This window comes from Singulisphaera chitinilytica, from assembly GCF_049331405.1.
Classification (GTDB): domain Bacteria; phylum Planctomycetota; class Planctomycetia; order Isosphaerales; family Isosphaeraceae; genus PoT.
Map to the genome: position 1 here is coordinate 9333494 of NZ_CP186274.1, position 16250 is coordinate 9349743.

Below are 16250 nucleotides of genomic sequence, written 5' to 3' on the forward strand. Positions count from 1 at the left end.
GAGGGGCTTGATCGGATGCGACGACGCCGGTTTCTGGAAGGTTGCGGCGCGGGCCTCGCGGCCCTGCTGGCGGCGAAGGATGGACGCTCCCTCGCGTGGGCCGCGCAGGGGCGCGAGATCAAGGCCGACCTCGCGATCGTCGGCGGAGGGCTCGGGGGATGCGCGGCGGCTCTCGCCGCCTTGCGGACCGGCAAGACGGTCGTCCTCACCGAGCCGACAGACTGGATCGGCGGCCAGCTCACGCAGCAGGCGGTGCCCCCCGACGAACACCCCTGGATCGAGAAGTTCGGCGGGAATGCCTCGTACTTCGAGCTCCGCCGGGGCATCCGCGACTATTACCGCCGCCACTACCCGCTGACCGCCGAGGCCCTCGCCCGACGCGACCTGAACCCGGGCAACGGCAGCGTCTCCAAGCTCTGCCACGAGCCGAGGGTCGCGCTCGCCGTCCTCACCGAGCTGCTCGCCCCCTTCGCCTCATCGGGGAAATTGCTCGTCCTGCTCGAGACCGCCCCGGTCCGCGCCGAGGTCCAGGGGGATCGGGTCCAGAGCGTCACCGTCCGCGACCTGAGGACGGGGGACGAGCGCGTCCTCCTCGCCTCTTACATCCTCGACGCGACCGAGATGGGGGACCTGCTGCCCCTGGCGGGGGTCGAGTTCGTCACGGGCTTCGAGGCGAAGTCGGAGACCGGCGACACGCACGCGCCGGAGGTGGCCCAGCCCGAGAATCAGCAGTCGTTCACATGTTGCTTCGCGATGGACTACCTCGAAGGCCAGGACCACACGATCGACCGCCCGGCCGAGTACGGATTCTGGCGTGATTACGTGCCGAAGCTTTCTCCCCCCTGGTCAGGCAAGCTGCTGGGCCCCGAGGCGACGCACCCCGTCACGCTCAAGGGGAGGCCGCTCGAGTTCGACCCGACCGGGGCGGGCAAGGGGTTCTGGGTCTATCGCCGGATCCTCGACACGAGGAACTTCGCGCCTGGGAGCTTCGCGGGGGGAACAACCCTGGTCAACTGGCCGCAGAACGACTACTGGCTCGGCAACCTGATCGGCGTCCCGGCCGAGGAGGCCGCGAAGCACGTCGCCAGGGCCAAGCAGCTCAGCCTCTCGCTCCTCTACTGGATGCAGACCGAGATCCCTCGCCCCGACGGTGGCAATGGCTGGAAGGGGCTCCGGCTCCGCCCCGACCTCGTCGGCACCTCCGACGGCCTGGCAAAACATCCTTATATCCGCGAATCCCGACGCATCCGCGCCGAGTTCACCGTGCTCGAGAAGCACGTCGGCACCGAGGCCAGGCGCAAGGCCCTCGGCCGCGAGGACGTGACGGCCGAGGCCTTCCCCGACTCCGTCGGCGTCGGCAGCTATCGGATCGACCTCCACCCGAGCAGCGGCGGCGACAACTACATCGACGTCAGCTCGCTCCCGTTCCAGATCCCGCTCGGAGCCCTGATCCCGCGCCGGGTCGAGAACCTGCTCCCCGCCTGCAAGAACCTGGGCGTGACCCACATCACGAACGGCTGCTATCGCCTCCACCCCGTCGAATGGGCCATCGGCGAGGCCGCGGGGCTCCTCGCCGCCTTCTGCCTCGGCAAGAACCTGACGCCCCGGGCCGTCCGCAACACGCCCGAGCGGCTCAAGGAGTTCCAGGGCTACCTGACCTCGCGAGGCGTCGAGATCGACTGGCCGCACCTCTCCCCGCGCTAGGATCTATGCATCGCCAGGGTCAGGGCGACCCAGACGACGAGGCTCGCGACCGCGAAGGCGTACAGCCCTCGCGTGCCCGGCCTCGGACTCGAGGGCTCGGGCACCGACCAGACCGGGCGCCATTCCTTGACGATGACAAACACGGCGGAGATCAACCAGAAGGGGAAGCTGAAGGTGGTCAGCATCAGGACGGCCTTAGCGACGTCGGAGATGAGCCGAGTCTCGGGAGCCAGTTCCCCGCCGCTCATCACCACGATCAGCGGGACGGGCGAATAGACGATGGCCGACCAGGCGATCGCGTCGAGCACGACCATCAAGACGGGAAAGACCGCCCAGGCCCTGAGCCCGATCATCAGCAAGGTCGCCCGCACGATGATGGCCACTCGCCAGGCCGAGACGATGGCCAGAATCCAGATATTCGCCTGAGTGGCCTGGAACGGGCTGAGCATCTTCTCGACCGGGAGCCCGTACAGCCAGGCGAGCGGGGCCGTCGTCCAGTAAATCGTCAGGAAGGCCAGATACGCGCGGGGGATACTCGGCACGCGTATCTTGCGGAATTCGGCGCACATGAGGATGAGGACGAACAGTAGGCCACTCGTCACGAGCGACGCCACGAAGGGGCCCACGAGCCGCCAGGGTTGCTGCCAGAGGATCGGCTTGTCGTAGTTCCTGGCCAGGCCCGCCGTGAAGACCAGGATCGCCATCGCGCCGATCGCGGAGGGCGTCGAGGCGATCTTGAGGATCGCCTCGCGACGACCGATCAGCAATCCGCCGAGCGTCAGGACGCTGATCGACGAGCGTTGGGCCTCCGCGATAACAGCCCCTTGGACGTCCTTCGTCGGATCATCGGGAGCCAGGAACGAGGCATCCATGAGTCACCCGCTCCGCATCGCCGGCCTGAATTCGCGGCCGCACGACAACTTCTTCCGCGACGACCCCTCCGGCAACCGTATGGTCGGCATCTCCTGCCAGGACCACATTGCCAGCCCCTTGGACATTTTCTCGCGATATATCTGGACGGATAGTATCCACCCCGTCTTCGCCGGCTTCTGTGACTACGGCGACCACATCGGCCACGCCATCCGAGACTGGCTCTATCTCTCCGACAGGGGATCTGGGTTCGACGTCAAATCCAGGTCGACTCCGATGACACATGGATGTCAAGCCCCTCATCACTTTCGTGAATAGAACACACGAAAATAACGAGAACCTTGACACCTACCATGCACTCACAGATGATTCCAGCCGTATAGAGGCAGAGGTAATCACCTCGTTGGCAAACCATATCCCGGGATCTTTCGGATTGATCGAGCGTGATCATCCCGATCCGACGGGGTGGTTTCGTGGTTGGGCCGGATCGACGCCTGCCTTCGTTGTCGCGCGACGGGTATGAACGCGCCATCGTTGCGCGCCGAGTTGCAGTGCGGGCCGCCGTCGATTGAATTCGAGATTCATTGAACTCAATAACTGTTTCGCTTTGCGCTCATGGCGCCGGCAGGCCGGTCCCAGGAGGATAGGCCGTTTGCGCGCCGAAGCAAAGCTTCTGGATCCTTCCCCCCTTTCGTTTCGTCGCTCAGGCGAGAGTCGAGTCGAGGTCAGCAACACGAGAGGACATCGCATGTCGACCATCTCAGGCTGGAAAGTACTACGTCGGGAAATTTTCGGGTCGAGCCGCCGTCGAGGCCGTCGTCGGCCGGGGTCATTCACGCCCGGGTTGAGCGTGCTGGAAGGGCGCATCGCGCTCAGTACGTTAGTTGTCACCGATACGAACGATAGCGGCGCGGGGTCGTTCCGCCAGGCCATCATCGACGCCCATGGCGGCGATAAGATTACGTTCGCGAATAGCCTGCGGGGGCACACGATCACCCTCACGAGCGGCGAACTCGAGATCGACAGGAACATCGATATCGAAGGCCCAGGCGCGGGACAGTTGACGGTCAGCGGCAACGGCGCAAGCCGGGTCTTCTTCGTCACGCCAGACGCCAGCGCGACGATCGCAGGGCTGACGATCACCGACGGCAAGGCGGGCGAGGGGGGTGGAATCCTCAACTACGGCAACCTCTTGTTGCAGAAGGCCACGGTCACGGCGAACCAGGCCCTCGGTGCTCTCGATGATTATCATTGGGCTCAGGGCGGCGGTATCTCGAATGGCGGGATATTGACGATCGTCCAGAGCACGATCACCGGCAATAAAGCGATCGGAAATGACGACATCGACGTGGGAGGACAGAGTTCGGGCGGTGGGATCTTCAATACAAACCTTCTCTCGATCACCGGCAGCACGATCAGCAATAATCTGGCGATCGGAGGTACCGGCAGCCAGTTTTCTGGGAGCAGCCTAGGCGGAGGAATCGCCGACCTCAGCGACCCGTCCCTCCCTGTAGCCTTGCGCATCGTCAACAGCACTCTGAGCAACAACCAGGCGATCGGGCAGGATGCCGGCGGGGGAGGCCCGTTCGCTTCGTCGGGCACAGGATCGGGCGGAGCCTTATTCCTGGGGAACGAGACCGCGATCATCTCCGGCTCATCCTTCATAGGGAACCGGGCAGTCGGAGGGGATGGAGGTATCAGCGGCGCTTATGGTGGCGCCATCGATGGTTCGGGGGTCCTCACCATCACCGGCAGCGCTTTCACGGCGAACCAAGCCATTGGCGGAAAAGGTATTGATGCGGCGCCCGGCTCGTTCAGCATTGGGGGGACGGCCGACGGCGGGGCCATCATGGTCTCCTCGCCCGCATTGACGATCACCGGCTCCACGTTCACGTCCAACATGGCGATCGGCGGGGATGGCGGGACGAGCGATACCTTCAGCTTCGGTGGGAACGCCAGCGCCGGAGCCCTCAGCTACGCGCAGGTGGGCGACACGGCGCCGGGTGCGACGATCACGGGCAGTCAATTTACGAATAATCAGGCAATAAGTGGGCGAGGCGATGAGGGCCAGGGGGGCCAGGCGAGCGCAGGTGCGATCGAGGTGAACGGGAGTTACGAGATCTCGTTCGGTTTCACGGGCTTCACGCTCCACCCGACGAACATGACGATCACCGGAACGACGATCACCGGGAACCTCGCCAGTGCAGGGGACGGGATGACGGGGGGACCGGCGTTCGGCGCCGGGGTGGCGGCCTCATTCGGGAACCTCGCGATCACGGGCTCGACGCTGACCAGCAACCTGGCAATCGGCGGGGATGGCGAACAAGGAGGCCTCGGCGGCCAGGCGCAAGGAGGCGGGCTCACGACGATAGGCGGCAACGCCACGCTCACCGGGACGCTCGTCGCCAATAATCAGGCCATCGGCGGCGCCGGGGGCAGCGGCGTGTCGGGAGGCGGCGGCGGAGGGGGCTCTGCTCAGGGAGGCGGCATCAGCATGGCACCGAGTTCCCTGGACCTGTTCGCCGGGTGGTTCGGCTTGTCCGTGCCCGTCTCCACCCTGACGATCAACGGGGGTGCCTTGACCGGCAACCTGGTTGAAGGCGGGGCGGGCGGCAAAGGCAACGGCTCAGGCGCCGGAGGCGTCGGCGGCACGGCGAGCGGCGGTGGCGTTTCCACGACCTCCAACACCGTCCTGACGATCAAGAATAGCCTCCTCTCGGGCGACGCGGCTCTGGGAGGCCTCGGCGCCCAGGGGGCTGCCACGGGAGGCGCGTACGGCGGCGCCATCTTCGTCGGGAACCCCCTCAGCTTTTCGCTCCCGCCCGGGACCCTCAACATGACCGACACCCTGGTGGTCGGGAACCTTGCCGACGGCAATCAGGGCCTCGGCGGCGGGATCTACTTCGACACCGGCAGCGTCTCGAACCTGACCCGGACGCTCGTCATCGGGAACCGGGCCTCGACGGCGGGCAACAACACGTACAACGCCTGACCTCGAACCTGTTGATGCGGACGAGTCCCCGGCGCCTGTCCATCGGGACGGGACGTCGGGGCCTTCCGCACTTCCCGGTGGGATCGCATTTCTTCAGAGAAAACAGTTTCAATACTGCATATGCAGCTATGACGTTGAGGGGAGGCCGCGTAGTGTCCGACGGCTGACCTGGCAATGCCGCGCGGGCCGGGGCGGACTTTGGCCGCGACCACGAAGTATTCGTCGCCGCGGTCGCGGATCACGTCGCGGATGATCGTCCGCGACTCGAGTCGGATCCAGGCCTCGAGCGAACTCGCCCGGTCGCCCCTCGCGTCGATGACGAAGCCATGATCGGCGGCGAACGGCCCGAGGAAGCCTCGGAGCCGCTGCATCAGAGTTTCGGCGGGCGGGTCCATGCGTCGCCACCTTTCCGGCTCGGCTCGAGCTCGAGGCCGGGGCATTGGCCGGGCGGGTGGCGTCAGGCTCCGCCGCCCGACGCGAGGTATCGGTCGTAGAGTTCCCCCGGTGCAGCTTGCTCGGCTCGGGCTCGCCGGAGGGGCCCTCGATCTCGTCGATCGACCCGACCTGGGCCTCGACGCCGAGGGAACGCAGCCAGTCGCTCAACTCGGCGAATTGCTCGTCGTCGAAGGTCATGGTGAGGACCGCCTCGGCGAAGGTACGGGCGATGATGAGGAACTGCCCCTCGTTGTCCAGCCTGACGATGGGGGAGTCGGCGAGGGGAGAGCGGTCGGGGCCACGCCAGTAGCCGTAGTATTCGCCGTCCTCGGTCGACGCGACGAACGCGATGAGCGCGCAAACGTCGGCGATCGCCCGCACATTGGCCATGATGTCCGGATTCTGGCGATCCGATTCGCTGAGATAACTGGTGTCGAGCCAGGGGGCCCAGCCTTCCTCGCCATTCAGTTCGAGGCCCGTATGCTCGATCAGTTCGCCCGCGTGCCCCAGGAGGATCTTCAGGTCGTCGGGGAGGGGGTCGCCCCCCAGGCGGTTGGCGGAAAACGTCTCCGACGCGATGTCGCTGCTCATCGATCTCGCCTCCTGTTTTCATCGCCGCGGGCACGAACCGACACCCGAACAATGGCTTCTCAAGCCTTGATTTAACCACGTCATCATTTTACGGCAGCTTGCCAGTCGTCAACCCCGCCCGGATGTGACCCCGGCCATCCGGCGCAGCATAAATCCTTCACATTCGAGATCCGGAGCACAGCAGGCGAGGCCGGGTCAGTTGCGCCCGATCTCGGCCGCAGGTGAGGAGCGATCGAACGTGATGCTCTCCTGGAGGTTGAGCCACCTCTGCAGGTCCGTGTCCGACGGGACGCTCATCGCGACGAAGGGCAGATCCGGGAATCGGTCGCGGATGGTGAGCTTGAGTCGATTCAGGCTCAGGGCGATCGACCTCGGCTCCTCGCCCGAGCAGGCCCTCTTCACGACGAAGAGCCAGCCTCCCCAGGAGGGGCCGAACATGCCGAGCTTGACGTGGTCGCGCTGGCGCACGACCCAGGCGGAGAGGAGCCCGGCCAGCAGGCTCCTCTCGCTCTCGCTGATGGAATCCATGGGATGGTTCTCATGACCGCCCGCCCCACGACGCCAATCCCGGGCTGTATGCGGAATCTTGTGCGCATGTTTTCAAAAATTCAGCAAACTCCGGGATACGGCGATCGGGCGAGGCGAACAGCATACAAGGGGGGGGGGGAAGGATTTTCAAATGCTCACATTCGCACCTAAATGGTCACGCTTCCGGCGGGGGAAACCTCGGGACGTTGCCGTCGATGAGAATCCCTTCCGTCGACCCGGATCGCGGGGAGCGGCCCGACTCGCAGCGCCTGGTTGCGGCACCCTCGAACGAATTATAAGCCGGGGTCCAGTCGTCGATCGATTAGCCGAGGCCACGAGTGACGTGAGCGCGGCCCATGAGCGGCTGCAGCGACTGCGGATCGAGCCATCGGGTCTTGCTCATTCCCCGATCACAGGATCCGAACCTAGCCCACCATCTGGTTGAGCTTCTCCTCGATCTCGCCGCGTCGGACCGAGATCTCCCAGGGCTTGCTGTTGGGCCCGCCCTCGATGGTGATCGTGACCCATGCGGTCTCGATGGCGCAATTTTTGGGGTTGCGCTTGATGGGCGTGACGCCCGCGATCTGGAAGCGGTGAGGCTGGATGGCCTGCCGGAATTGCTCCAGGGGGACCACGATCTCTCGCTTCGATTCCGAATCCGGATCCAGGTCTTCGTTTGTCGGGATTCGCATACAAAGATGGGCCTTGTCGCCCCTCACCGCGATGTCGAGGAGTCGAAGCTCGCCCTCGTAGGATTCCCCGTCGATGGTCTCGATCCTCATGAGCCCTCCTTACTTATATGACGAGCCACGTGGGACGAACGCCCAGCATCCTCGATCTGCGCATGCGTAGGCTCGTCACCTGGATCCGACCTTCCCCTTCGGAGGCCGCTCGGCCTCGGTGCGTCGGGCATAGCCCTCGTCGATGTCCTGCTTGGCGACGGCCCGCATCCGCTCGCTCAGGTACTCGGCCAGCGACATGCCGGAGAACGCGGCGGCGATCCGGCATTCGCCGACGGCGCCGGAATCCATCTTCACCGAGACGTCGGTGCGCTTCCCCATCGAAGCCTCCTGCGTTCCATTCGCATCCCCCGTCGCCAACTTCGGGGGCCATCGTAAAGGCTTGGTTCCTGGGTGTCAAAAACGCAATTCCTGACGAAGACGCAATTTCGCCCTATCGCCACTCAGTGGCAAGGGCGACCGAGTCTTCACCGTCTCCATTTGAGGCTCGTGGGGCGTTCGTCGATGGGTCGACGTGAGAAAGAAGAGCGGCGCGGGATACAACTCGCGTCGGCCTCCGGCCCCGAGTCGTCAAAGCGGTTCGTCCTCGACATAGCCCAGAAGATCCGGGAACTCCTCGAGGAATTTCGGGTGGACGTTCCTCAGCCAGATCGAAGTCTCGTTCATCTCCCGGGCGACGACCGTATGACTCACCGCCGCTCCGGCGAAGACGGCACCCGATAAGAACGCGAGGGCGGGGAAGAGGGCGTAATTCGACCAGGGTTGATTCGTGGGCGAGGCGGAGACGTAGAACATGAGCGCCGAGAGGAGGCCGAACAGCCAGGCTGCCCAGATCAGGTGTTTCCTGCGGGCTCGATGTTTCGGGCAAAGGCCGATGTCGATCTTCGCGGTCCAACCCTCGAGGGAAGCGATGAGGAAATGAGCCATTCGCATCAGGGCGAACGATGGCACGCCGAAGGTTGGGCGGTACGTAAGCCGGACAGACCGGCTGTATCCACGGGCCGGTTCGTTGCAGCTCACGCAGCGGTCCGGTAGCACGGCGAATCGCTTCATCCCCAGGATCGGGCCTTCCCGCCAGATCCGGCAGAGGTTGTCATCCGTCATCGCCTCGAATTCAGGAGGATCCAAGTAAGATTTGGACTTCGACACGAGGATTAATCGCATTGAGAAATAAAGCAACTTCTTCGGTATCAAAGGTGATCTTAGGTATTGATCCGCATCTCTTCGGACTTCAAGGGCGCATCGGCCGCGCGATGGGCCGGAGATCGAGGTGGCAGGGGGGCTCATGACGGATTTAGAATGGGGTGCGGTCCGACCATCCTTAGGAAAGACCTCAACGTCTCGAGTCGCGTCGATCCCGATCGGAGCCCGAATGAAGATCAGCCGAACCCACCACGTTGCGATCATCAGCTCGAACTACCAGGCGTCCAGGGCCTTCTACACCGAGACGCTGGGACTGGAGATCCTCTCCGAGGTCTTCCGCGAGGAGCGCAATTCGTACAAGCTCGACCTGCGCATCAACGACGGGGTCCAGATCGAGCTGTTCTCGTTCCCGAACCCGCCGAAGCGGCTCAGCTATCCCGAGGCCTGCGGGCTCAGGCACCTCGCGTTCGAGGTCCCCGACATCAAGGAAGCGGTGGCCCACCTGGAGAAGTGCGGGGTGAAGGTCGAGCCGATCCGGATCGACGAGTACACCGGCAAGCAGTTCACGTTCTTCGCCGATCCGGACGGCCTGCCGCTCGAGTTGTACGAGGCCTGAGATTCGGCCTGGGCGGGAATGAGGGTCGAAGGGCCTGTGGAAAAAGAGAAGGACCGCGTCCCGCCGGAATTCCGGCGGGACGCGGTCCTTGATTTTTTCGATAGCGATCGACGATCAATAGGGGTTGATGCTGGCTGTCCCCGTGACGTTGTTCAGGCTGTAGTTGCCCGAGTCGTTGCCCATGAGGGACAGGCCGTCGATGTACACCGTCTTGCCGGAGCCCTCGGTGATCGAGTCGAAGCGACCCGAGACGCCGTAGGTGTAGAGCGAGACGTCGTCACCGGGCAGGACGCCGACGAGGGACGCTCCGCTCGCGTCGACGGCGGCGTTGTCGAAGCCATCGAAGGGCTTATCCGCCACGAGGATCCCGGTGACGCCCAGCGCCAGCTGGGTGATGTCGGCCGTGGCGTAGCCGGCCGCCACGACGTAATTGTCCTTGTCCGCCCCGGTCAGGCTCAGGCCGCTGATGGTGACGGCCTTGCTATTCGCCGCGTTCTTGTCCGCGAACTCGCCGGTCTGGTTGATGTAATCGACCGTGACGTCGTCGCCCGCGATGAGGCCTTCGACCGTCGCGTTGGAGCTATCCAGGAAGGCCAGGGTGGTCCCGTCGTAGACCTTGTTGGTCGCGAGGATGCCATTGACGGTCAGAATGGCGGCGGTGATCTCGCCCGTGACGTTCGTCGGCTGGACGAGCGTGTAATTCTCCGCGTCGGCCCCGCCCAGGGCGAGCCCCGCCACCGTCACCGCCTTGTCCGCGCCGACGTTCTTGGAGTCGAAGGTCGCCGTCGTGCCGGTCGCGACCAGGGTCACCTCGTCGCCCTCGACCACGCCCGTCAAGGTGGCTTCCGTGGTGACGAGCGTGGCGTCGGTCGTGCCGTCGTACGTCCTGGAGCCCGCCGTGAGGCCGGTCACCTGGAGCGTGGCCTTGGCGATCACCAGCGAGCCCGTCGCTGTCCCCTGATAGTTCGAGTCGTTCACGGTCGCGGTGACCTGATAGGTCCCGGCCGAGGTCGGGCTCGCCACGACGTTGCCTTCCGCGTCCTTATACGTCAGAGCGACGGCCAGGTTGGGGGTATCCGTCGTGGCGGAAGCAGGCTTCGCAGTGCCGTCGTAGGTGTGTTCCAGGTCTCCCAGCGTCACGACGGCCTGGGCCTTCGCGATGACGAGGGTGCCCGTCGCGCTCCCCAGGTAATTGGGGTCGGTCACGGTCGCCGAGACCTGGTAGCTCCCCGCCGCGGTGGGATTCGCGACGGCGTTGCCGTTCGCGTCGGCGTAGGTCAAGGCGACGGCCAGGCCGGGGGTGCTCGTGTTGGCCGAGGCAGCCTTCGCCGCGTCGCTGTACGTGTGGTTCAGGTTCCCCAGCGTGACGTCGACCTGGGCCCTGGCGACGACGAGGTTCCCGACGGCGTTGCTCGCCTGGTAGTTCGCATTGCCGTCGAAGCGGGCCGTGACGACGTTGGCGTGGTCGCCGGCATTGATTCCGGTGAGGCTCACGCCCGAGAGGGTCGCGACGCCCTGGGCATTCGTCGAGGCGCTGCCGACGACCTGATTCTGGACGAGGAAGCTGACCGTCTGGCCGGCGAGCGGCGAGCCGTTCGCCTGGAGCCTGGCCGAGAGCGTCCCGGTGCTGCCGAAAGTGCCCGTGCCCGACACGGCGCTCATGGCGGTCGAGGTCTGGGTCGGGGCAGGGGTCTGGCCGACCGTCAACGTGCCCCGGGCGCTGCTGCGGCCGTTGCGAAGGTCGCCGCCGAAGACGGCCTGCACGGCGTTGGGGTAGGTCCCGTTCTGGAAGTTCCGGAGCCTGACGTTGCTGGCGACGGCCTTACCCTGGGCGTCGGTCAAGGCCACGGCGACGATCCGGCCACGGACTTGGAACCGGACGATCTTGCCTGACAGCGGCGAGCCGTTGCTCGAGAGCGTCGCGGTGAGGGTGGCCTGGCCGTTCGGCGTCGCGGTGCCCGAGACGTTCGACATCGCCGTGGGAGACCGACGGAGCCGGGCCGCCGCCGCGCTCACGCCCCCCTGCGGGGAGCCGGTCCGGAGCGCCTGGAACTGCGCCGAATGGACGACGGCCGCGCCTTCGGCGAGCGACTTGAGCGGGACCGTGCTGAGGAGCACACGCTCCTCGACCGCCTCGAGGATGGGAGACTTCTGGGCCCGGCGGCGACGCTTGACGGCCTCATTCAGGGCGGCGCGTCGCTCACCACGCTTGACGAAAGGAGTTTGCTTCCGGGACTGGAGCCACTCGTTTGCGAAGTCGAAGATCCGCGACATACCAGGCAATCTCCAAGGACATCAACCGTGGTGGGGGGAGCGACGGCGGTCAATGCGCGCAGAATCGACGCGCGTGCCGTCGAGCACGAGAACATCCCGATGGGCCTTCCGGCCATCGGCGTTCGGATACCAGAGATTCGCTCAAGGCCCGACAACCCGCGGACGGGGCCCCGACGCCGGAGCCCGGTTCTCGACGAGGCGATGGATCGGACCAGGAGCCCTCGTCCCGCGACCAATCCCGATGGCGGGCTTGAATTCAGAGGACTGCGACCGACCGCACGGAATCAGCCCGGGCGACGGGTCTCGAGGGAAGGATCAACGTGCCTCAATCTCCGTGGAAAGCCTCTACGCGGAAGATTGATCTTTGGGACACGAATAAATTTTGGGTGAGCATATTCACGATCGGCCGTTGCATGCTTCACGCGGATCGTGGCGGGGGAAGCGCGGACGAACGAGGGCGCCGACGCGAATCCGCCGAGACCACATCCCCGGGCCATCCGACCTCCGACGACCCCGCTGGAATCGACACCGCACGATCCCAACCCTTATTTCGGCCGTACGACCGCCTCACTGAAATTCGAACCTATCACAAATGCTGTCACACGTGCAAGCGGCCAGGGGATATGCATACGATGCAAGTCATCTCAATCTTCTGATCGACGTGTGAGTTGGCGTAGAAGACCCCATCCATCGGCCTCGCGACGCCGAAAATCCACAAAAAGCCCACAAATTCAAAGGTGTTGTACTTTTCGATTGAACCACAGATTGACATGACACTGGCAGCCCCAAAGGATGATGCTCACCGCGAGGAAGGAGGGGGTTGAAAGGGCCTGGTCTCGGATGGCTCGGATTGCCGGAGGACACCAGAGCCGGGGAGTCGGCCGAGGGCGAGATGAAATGCAAGAATTGAATGCAAAGACAAGGGCGTCGGCACGCACAAATCATGTAAACAATAGGCTCCGGGCGGCCTGTGTCGAGACGACCCGGCGCCGGAGCCCCGTTGTTGCCATGGCGGGAACCGAGGCTATTACACTTGCGCCCTTATTCCACCCGGGGAAGCGTCACGCCTGTCTGGTGCATGTACTTGCCCTTGCGATCGGCGTAGGAGACCTCGCAAGGTGACTCGCCCTTGAGGAAGAGGAACTGGCAGGCGCCCTCGCCCGCGTAGATCTTGGCGGGGAGCGGGGTGGTGTTGGAGAACTCCAGCGTCACCGTGCCCTCCCATTCCGGCTCCAGCGGAGTGACGTTGACGATGATGCCGCAACGCGCGTACGTGCTCTTGCCGACGCAGATGACCAGCACGTCGCGGGGGATGCGGAACCGCTCGACGGTCTCGGCCAGGGCGAACGAGTTGGGCGGGATGATGACCGAGTCGCTGACCGTGCGCTCGACGAAGCTATCCCGGCTGAAGTTCTTGGGGTCGACCACGGCCGAGTCGACGTTGTGGAAGATCCGGAAGGTGTTCCCCACCCGCGCATCGTAGCCGTACGACGACAGCCCGAAAGAGATCACGCCGTTGCGAGACTCGCGCTCGACGAACGGCTCGATCATCCCCTGTTCCGTCGCCATCCTGCGAATCCAGTGATCCGGAAGAATCATCGCCAGGCCCTCGGTTCCGTGTGCCGACACGGAGCCATCGAATCGGTTTCCGCCGCTTCGGTCAAGCGCAAACGGGCCCCCCGACGGCGCGAAAATGCGTCGGGGGCCCGTCAATCGATGCCTCGCGAGGAATTCCTACCTGATGGCCTGTTCGCGACGGATTTCACGCATCGAGGCCGCATCTTCGATCACCAGTCGCCCACGCTGCCGTCGCGGTAGAACGAGCGACGGAGGACTTCCTGTTCAAATGGGTGCTTCTTGATCTCTTCCTCGTCGAGCTCGACGCCGAGGCCGGGGAGCTGGTTCGGCCGGACGATCTGGCCCTTCGGCTCGACGGTGAAGCCCTCGCGGACGACGTCCTGGCGATAGGGGACGTCGTTGTGGACGGTCTCGCAGATGATGTACGAGGGCGTGGCGAAGCCGAACTCGATCGAGGCGGCCGTGCTCACGGGGCCTTGCGGGTTGTGCGGGGCCATCGAGACGCGATAGGCCTCGGCCATCGCCGCGATCCGGCGGGCCTCGGTCAGGCCGCCGCAGTGGGTGATATCCGGCTGGAGGACGCTGCACGCCCTCTGCTCTAAAAGGTCGCGGAAGGCGTGCTGCGAGATGAGCCGCTCGCCGGTGGCGATCGGGGTCGAGACGGCGCGCTGGATCAGGGCGATGTCCTGGATCGTCTCGGGCCAGCAGGGTTCCTCGAAGAAGTAGAGGCCGTAGGGCTCGAGGGCCTGGGCGAACCGCATGCCCATCCGGGGCGAGGGGCGGGCGTGGCAATCGACCATGATGTCGATGTCGTCACCCACGGCGTCGCGCATCGCCTTGACGCAGGCCTCGGCGTAGCGGATCGGGCGGAGGCCTTCCAGGGGCATGGTCTCGGGGACGGCCATCGACTTGAACGCGGTGTAGCCTTGCGCGACGGCCTCCTGCGCGAGCTCGCCGAAGCGGCGGGCGTCGGCGGGGTCCGTCTGATAGAAGTCCTCCATCCGGCCGCCGCCGAGGTGGCAGTAGAGCCGGATGTAGTCGCGGACGGGCCCGCCCCAGAGTTTGTGGCAGGGGACGCCGTGGATCTTGCCGAGGATGTCCCACAAGGCCAGGTCGATCCCGCTGATCGCCGTCCCCCTGACGATGCCGTTACCGTGCCAGAAGTGCTGGCGGTACATCATCTGCCAGAGGTACTCGATCCGGCGGGGATCCTCGCCGATGAGGAGCTGGGCGATGTCCTCGATCGCGCCGACCACCGCGCGGGTGTGCCACTCGAGCGTCGCCTCGCCCCATCCGTAGAGTCCCGCCTGGTCGGTCACGACCTTGACGAAGATCCAGTTGCGCATCCGGGCGTGGCAGACCAGGGTTTCGATCTTCGTGATCTTCATCGTTCGTGTCTCGGATCAAGTCGAATCGGATGGGGCGGCCGCGACGGTCAGAGGCCCGCGCTCAGGATGTCCTCGGTGATCTCCAGCGTCAGGTCGATGTCGGCCTCGGTGTGCGCGGTGGAGATGCTCCCTTGCTTCGTGGGGAGCGGAAAATGATACACGCCACGGTCGACGAGTGCACGGCGATAGCGGCCGTCGAAGTCCATGTCGTGATGCTGGGCGAGGTCGTACCAGTTGAGCGGGCCATGATCCATGAAGTAGGCGCAGAAGGCCGATCCCTGGCGCGCGACCGTCGCCTTGATACCGTGGCTGGCGAAGGCCTTCTCGAGCCCCGCCTGCATCCGAGCCCCGAGGGCCTCGAGCCTCGGATAGATCGTGTCCTTCTCGCGGAGGAGGATCTCCATCGTGGCGATCGCCGCCGCGATCGTGACCGGGTGGCCGTTGTACGTCCCGGCGATCAGGACGCGTTTGGAAGGATCGGGATGGTCGAAGTAGTCGAGCAACTCGGCCTTGCCGCCGATCGCGCCGAGGGGATATCCATTGGCGATCGCCTTGCCGAAGGTGGCGAGGTCGGGCCTGACGCCGGCAATCGACTGATAGCCCCCGAGGGCGTGGCGGAAGCCGGTCTTCACCTCGTCGAAGACGAGCACGACGCCGTGCTTGTCGCAGAGGGCCCGGAGCCCTTCGAGGAAGCCGGGGCGGGGCTTGACGATGCCGATGTTCTGCAGGATCGGCTCGGTGATGAGGCAGGCTACCGGGTAATTCTCGAAGACCCAGGCGACCGCCTCGAGGTCGTTGTACTCGACGACGTGGACCCTCGACTGCACCTGCTCGGGGATCCCGGCCGTGAGGGGCTTCCAGGGATACTCGCCCCCCGAGACCTTCGGCCCGAGGGCTTCGAGCGGGGTCATGACGTTGCAGGCGACCTCGTCATGCCAGCCGTTGTAGCCCCCTTGCATCACGACGATGTGGTCGCGGCCGGTATACGCCCTCGAGAGCCGCAGGGCGTGGTAGGTCGCCTCCGAGCCGGTCGTCGTGATCTGCACCTTATCCAGCGTCGGCACACACTCGCAGAGCAGCTCGGCCGCGCGGCCTTCCCAGGGGGTCGTCCCCGAGCCCATCAGCGTCCAGCCGTCGGCGATCGACTTCTTCACAGCCTCCTCGACCTCGGGGGCTCCGTGGCCGAGAAGGTAGGGGGCGAAGCCGGCGTGGTAGTCGATGTAGCGGTTGCCGTCGAGGTCCCAGACGTACGCCCCCGACCCTTTGACGAACGCGATCTCGGGCTCGACCCGGCGATTGAGCGAGACCATCCCCCCGGGGATGAAGCGGCGGTTACGGGCGAACAACTCTTTCGATTGCGAATGATTCATGCGAGACCTCGACGCTCCACC

Annotated in this window: 14 protein-coding genes; 4 read left to right on the plus strand and 10 right to left on the minus strand. The window is 65.1% G+C overall.

Annotated elements, in window-relative coordinates; translation table 11 throughout:
• Positions 1-15 precede the first annotated feature (15 nt).
• The gene (locus ACOYYX_RS36335) at positions 16-1704 is read left to right on the plus strand and encodes an FAD-dependent oxidoreductase (protein ID WP_422927540.1); all 1689 of its coding nucleotides are present in this window, start codon (positions 16-18) and stop codon (positions 1702-1704) included.
• Here ACOYYX_RS36335 and ACOYYX_RS36340 read toward each other — a convergent pair.
• Positions 1701-2576 (minus strand): hypothetical protein, encoded by an 876-nt coding sequence (locus tag ACOYYX_RS36340; RefSeq protein ID WP_422927541.1) that lies wholly within the window; start codon positions 2574-2576, stop codon positions 1701-1703. The two genes, ACOYYX_RS36335 and ACOYYX_RS36340, sit on opposite strands and share 4 nt — an antisense overlap.
• Between ACOYYX_RS36340 and ACOYYX_RS36345 the strand changes: the two genes are divergently transcribed.
• Positions 2575-2892 carry a hypothetical protein gene (locus ACOYYX_RS36345; RefSeq protein WP_422927542.1) on the plus strand — a complete coding sequence of 106 codons (318 nt, stop codon included), beginning with the start codon at positions 2575-2577 and terminating at the stop codon, positions 2890-2892. The two genes, ACOYYX_RS36340 and ACOYYX_RS36345, sit on opposite strands and share 2 nt — an antisense overlap.
• 430 nt (positions 2893-3322) lie before the next feature.
• Positions 3323-5566, plus strand: a complete 2244-nt coding sequence (locus tag ACOYYX_RS36350; RefSeq protein WP_422927543.1) for a beta strand repeat-containing protein — start codon at positions 3323-3325, stop codon at positions 5564-5566.
• A gap of 126 nt (positions 5567-5692) precedes the next feature.
• Here the strand turns inward: ACOYYX_RS36350 and ACOYYX_RS36355 are convergent, their stop codons facing one another.
• From ACOYYX_RS36355 to ACOYYX_RS36375, 5 genes are all read right to left on the minus strand, one after another.
• Positions 5693-6592, minus strand: coding sequence for a hypothetical protein (locus ACOYYX_RS36355; RefSeq protein ID WP_422927544.1), 900 nt, complete (start codon positions 6590-6592; stop codon positions 5693-5695).
• A 195-nt stretch (positions 6593-6787) separates the two neighbouring features.
• Positions 6788-7120 (minus strand): hypothetical protein, encoded by a 333-nt coding sequence (locus tag ACOYYX_RS36360; protein ID WP_422927545.1) that lies wholly within the window; start codon positions 7118-7120, stop codon positions 6788-6790.
• 425 nt (positions 7121-7545) lie between these two features.
• The gene (locus ACOYYX_RS36365) at positions 7546-7902 is read right to left on the minus strand and encodes a hypothetical protein (protein WP_422927546.1); all 357 of its coding nucleotides are present in this window, start codon (positions 7900-7902) and stop codon (positions 7546-7548) included.
• 75 nt (positions 7903-7977) lie between these two features.
• A complete protein-coding gene (locus ACOYYX_RS36370; RefSeq protein ID WP_422927547.1) occupies positions 7978-8181 on the minus strand; it encodes a hypothetical protein in 204 nt (67 codons plus the stop codon).
• A 249-nt stretch (positions 8182-8430) separates the two neighbouring features.
• The gene (locus tag ACOYYX_RS36375; protein ID WP_422927548.1) at positions 8431-8964 is read right to left on the minus strand and encodes a hypothetical protein; all 534 of its coding nucleotides are present in this window, start codon (positions 8962-8964) and stop codon (positions 8431-8433) included.
• A 268-nt stretch (positions 8965-9232) separates the two neighbouring features.
• Between ACOYYX_RS36375 and ACOYYX_RS36380 the strand changes: the two genes are divergently transcribed.
• A complete protein-coding gene (locus tag ACOYYX_RS36380) occupies positions 9233-9619 on the plus strand; it encodes a VOC family protein (RefSeq protein ID WP_422927549.1) in 387 nt (128 codons plus the stop codon).
• A 114-nt stretch (positions 9620-9733) separates the two neighbouring features.
• On the opposite strand, the gene ACOYYX_RS36385 is transcribed toward ACOYYX_RS36380, so the two are convergent.
• From ACOYYX_RS36385 to ACOYYX_RS36400, 4 genes are all read right to left on the minus strand, one after another.
• Complete coding sequence (locus ACOYYX_RS36385; protein ID WP_422927550.1) at positions 9734-11893, minus strand: YDG domain-containing protein; 2160 nt, start codon at positions 11891-11893, stop codon at positions 9734-9736.
• Positions 11894-12934: 1041 nt separating this feature from the next.
• The gene (gene dcd / locus ACOYYX_RS36390) at positions 12935-13492 is read right to left on the minus strand and encodes a dCTP deaminase (RefSeq protein WP_422927551.1); all 558 of its coding nucleotides are present in this window, start codon (positions 13490-13492) and stop codon (positions 12935-12937) included.
• Between the two features lie 188 nt (positions 13493-13680).
• On the minus strand, positions 13681-14859 hold the full coding sequence (gene dgoD / locus ACOYYX_RS36395) for a galactonate dehydratase (RefSeq protein WP_422927552.1): 1179 nt from the start codon (positions 14857-14859) through the stop codon (positions 13681-13683).
• Positions 14860-14906: 47 nt separating this feature from the next.
• Complete coding sequence (locus ACOYYX_RS36400) at positions 14907-16229, minus strand: aspartate aminotransferase family protein (RefSeq protein ID WP_422927553.1); 1323 nt, start codon at positions 16227-16229, stop codon at positions 14907-14909.
• Positions 16230-16250 lie beyond the last annotated feature (21 nt).

What these genes read in the sequence shown, in the direction of transcription:
- ACOYYX_RS36335 (WP_422927540.1), top strand. Translation starts at nt 16, where the DNA reads ATGCGACGACGCCGGTTTCTGGAAGGTTGCGGCGCGGGCCTCGCGGCC.
- ACOYYX_RS36345 (WP_422927542.1), top strand. Translation starts at nt 2,575, where the DNA reads ATGAGTCACCCGCTCCGCATCGCCGGCCTGAATTCGCGGCCGCACGAC.
- ACOYYX_RS36340 (WP_422927541.1), bottom strand. Translation starts at nt 2,576, where the DNA reads ATGGATGCCTCGTTCCTGGCTCCCGATGATCCGACGAAGGACGTCCAA.
- ACOYYX_RS36350 (WP_422927543.1), top strand. Translation starts at nt 3,323, where the DNA reads ATGTCGACCATCTCAGGCTGGAAAGTACTACGTCGGGAAATTTTCGGG.
- ACOYYX_RS36355 (WP_422927544.1), bottom strand. Translation starts at nt 6,592, where the DNA reads ATGAGCAGCGACATCGCGTCGGAGACGTTTTCCGCCAACCGCCTGGGG.
- ACOYYX_RS36360 (WP_422927545.1), bottom strand. Translation starts at nt 7,120, where the DNA reads ATGGATTCCATCAGCGAGAGCGAGAGGAGCCTGCTGGCCGGGCTCCTC.
- ACOYYX_RS36365 (WP_422927546.1), bottom strand. Translation starts at nt 7,902, where the DNA reads ATGAGGATCGAGACCATCGACGGGGAATCCTACGAGGGCGAGCTTCGA.
- ACOYYX_RS36370 (WP_422927547.1), bottom strand. Translation starts at nt 8,181, where the DNA reads ATGGGGAAGCGCACCGACGTCTCGGTGAAGATGGATTCCGGCGCCGTC.
- ACOYYX_RS36375 (WP_422927548.1), bottom strand. Translation starts at nt 8,964, where the DNA reads ATGACGGATGACAACCTCTGCCGGATCTGGCGGGAAGGCCCGATCCTG.
- ACOYYX_RS36380 (WP_422927549.1), top strand. Translation starts at nt 9,233, where the DNA reads ATGAAGATCAGCCGAACCCACCACGTTGCGATCATCAGCTCGAACTAC.
- ACOYYX_RS36385 (WP_422927550.1), bottom strand. Translation starts at nt 11,893, where the DNA reads ATGTCGCGGATCTTCGACTTCGCAAACGAGTGGCTCCAGTCCCGGAAG.
- dcd (WP_422927551.1), bottom strand. Translation starts at nt 13,492, where the DNA reads ATGATTCTTCCGGATCACTGGATTCGCAGGATGGCGACGGAACAGGGG.
- dgoD (WP_422927552.1), bottom strand. Translation starts at nt 14,859, where the DNA reads ATGAAGATCACGAAGATCGAAACCCTGGTCTGCCACGCCCGGATGCGC.
- ACOYYX_RS36400 (WP_422927553.1), bottom strand. Translation starts at nt 16,229, where the DNA reads ATGAATCATTCGCAATCGAAAGAGTTGTTCGCCCGTAACCGCCGCTTC.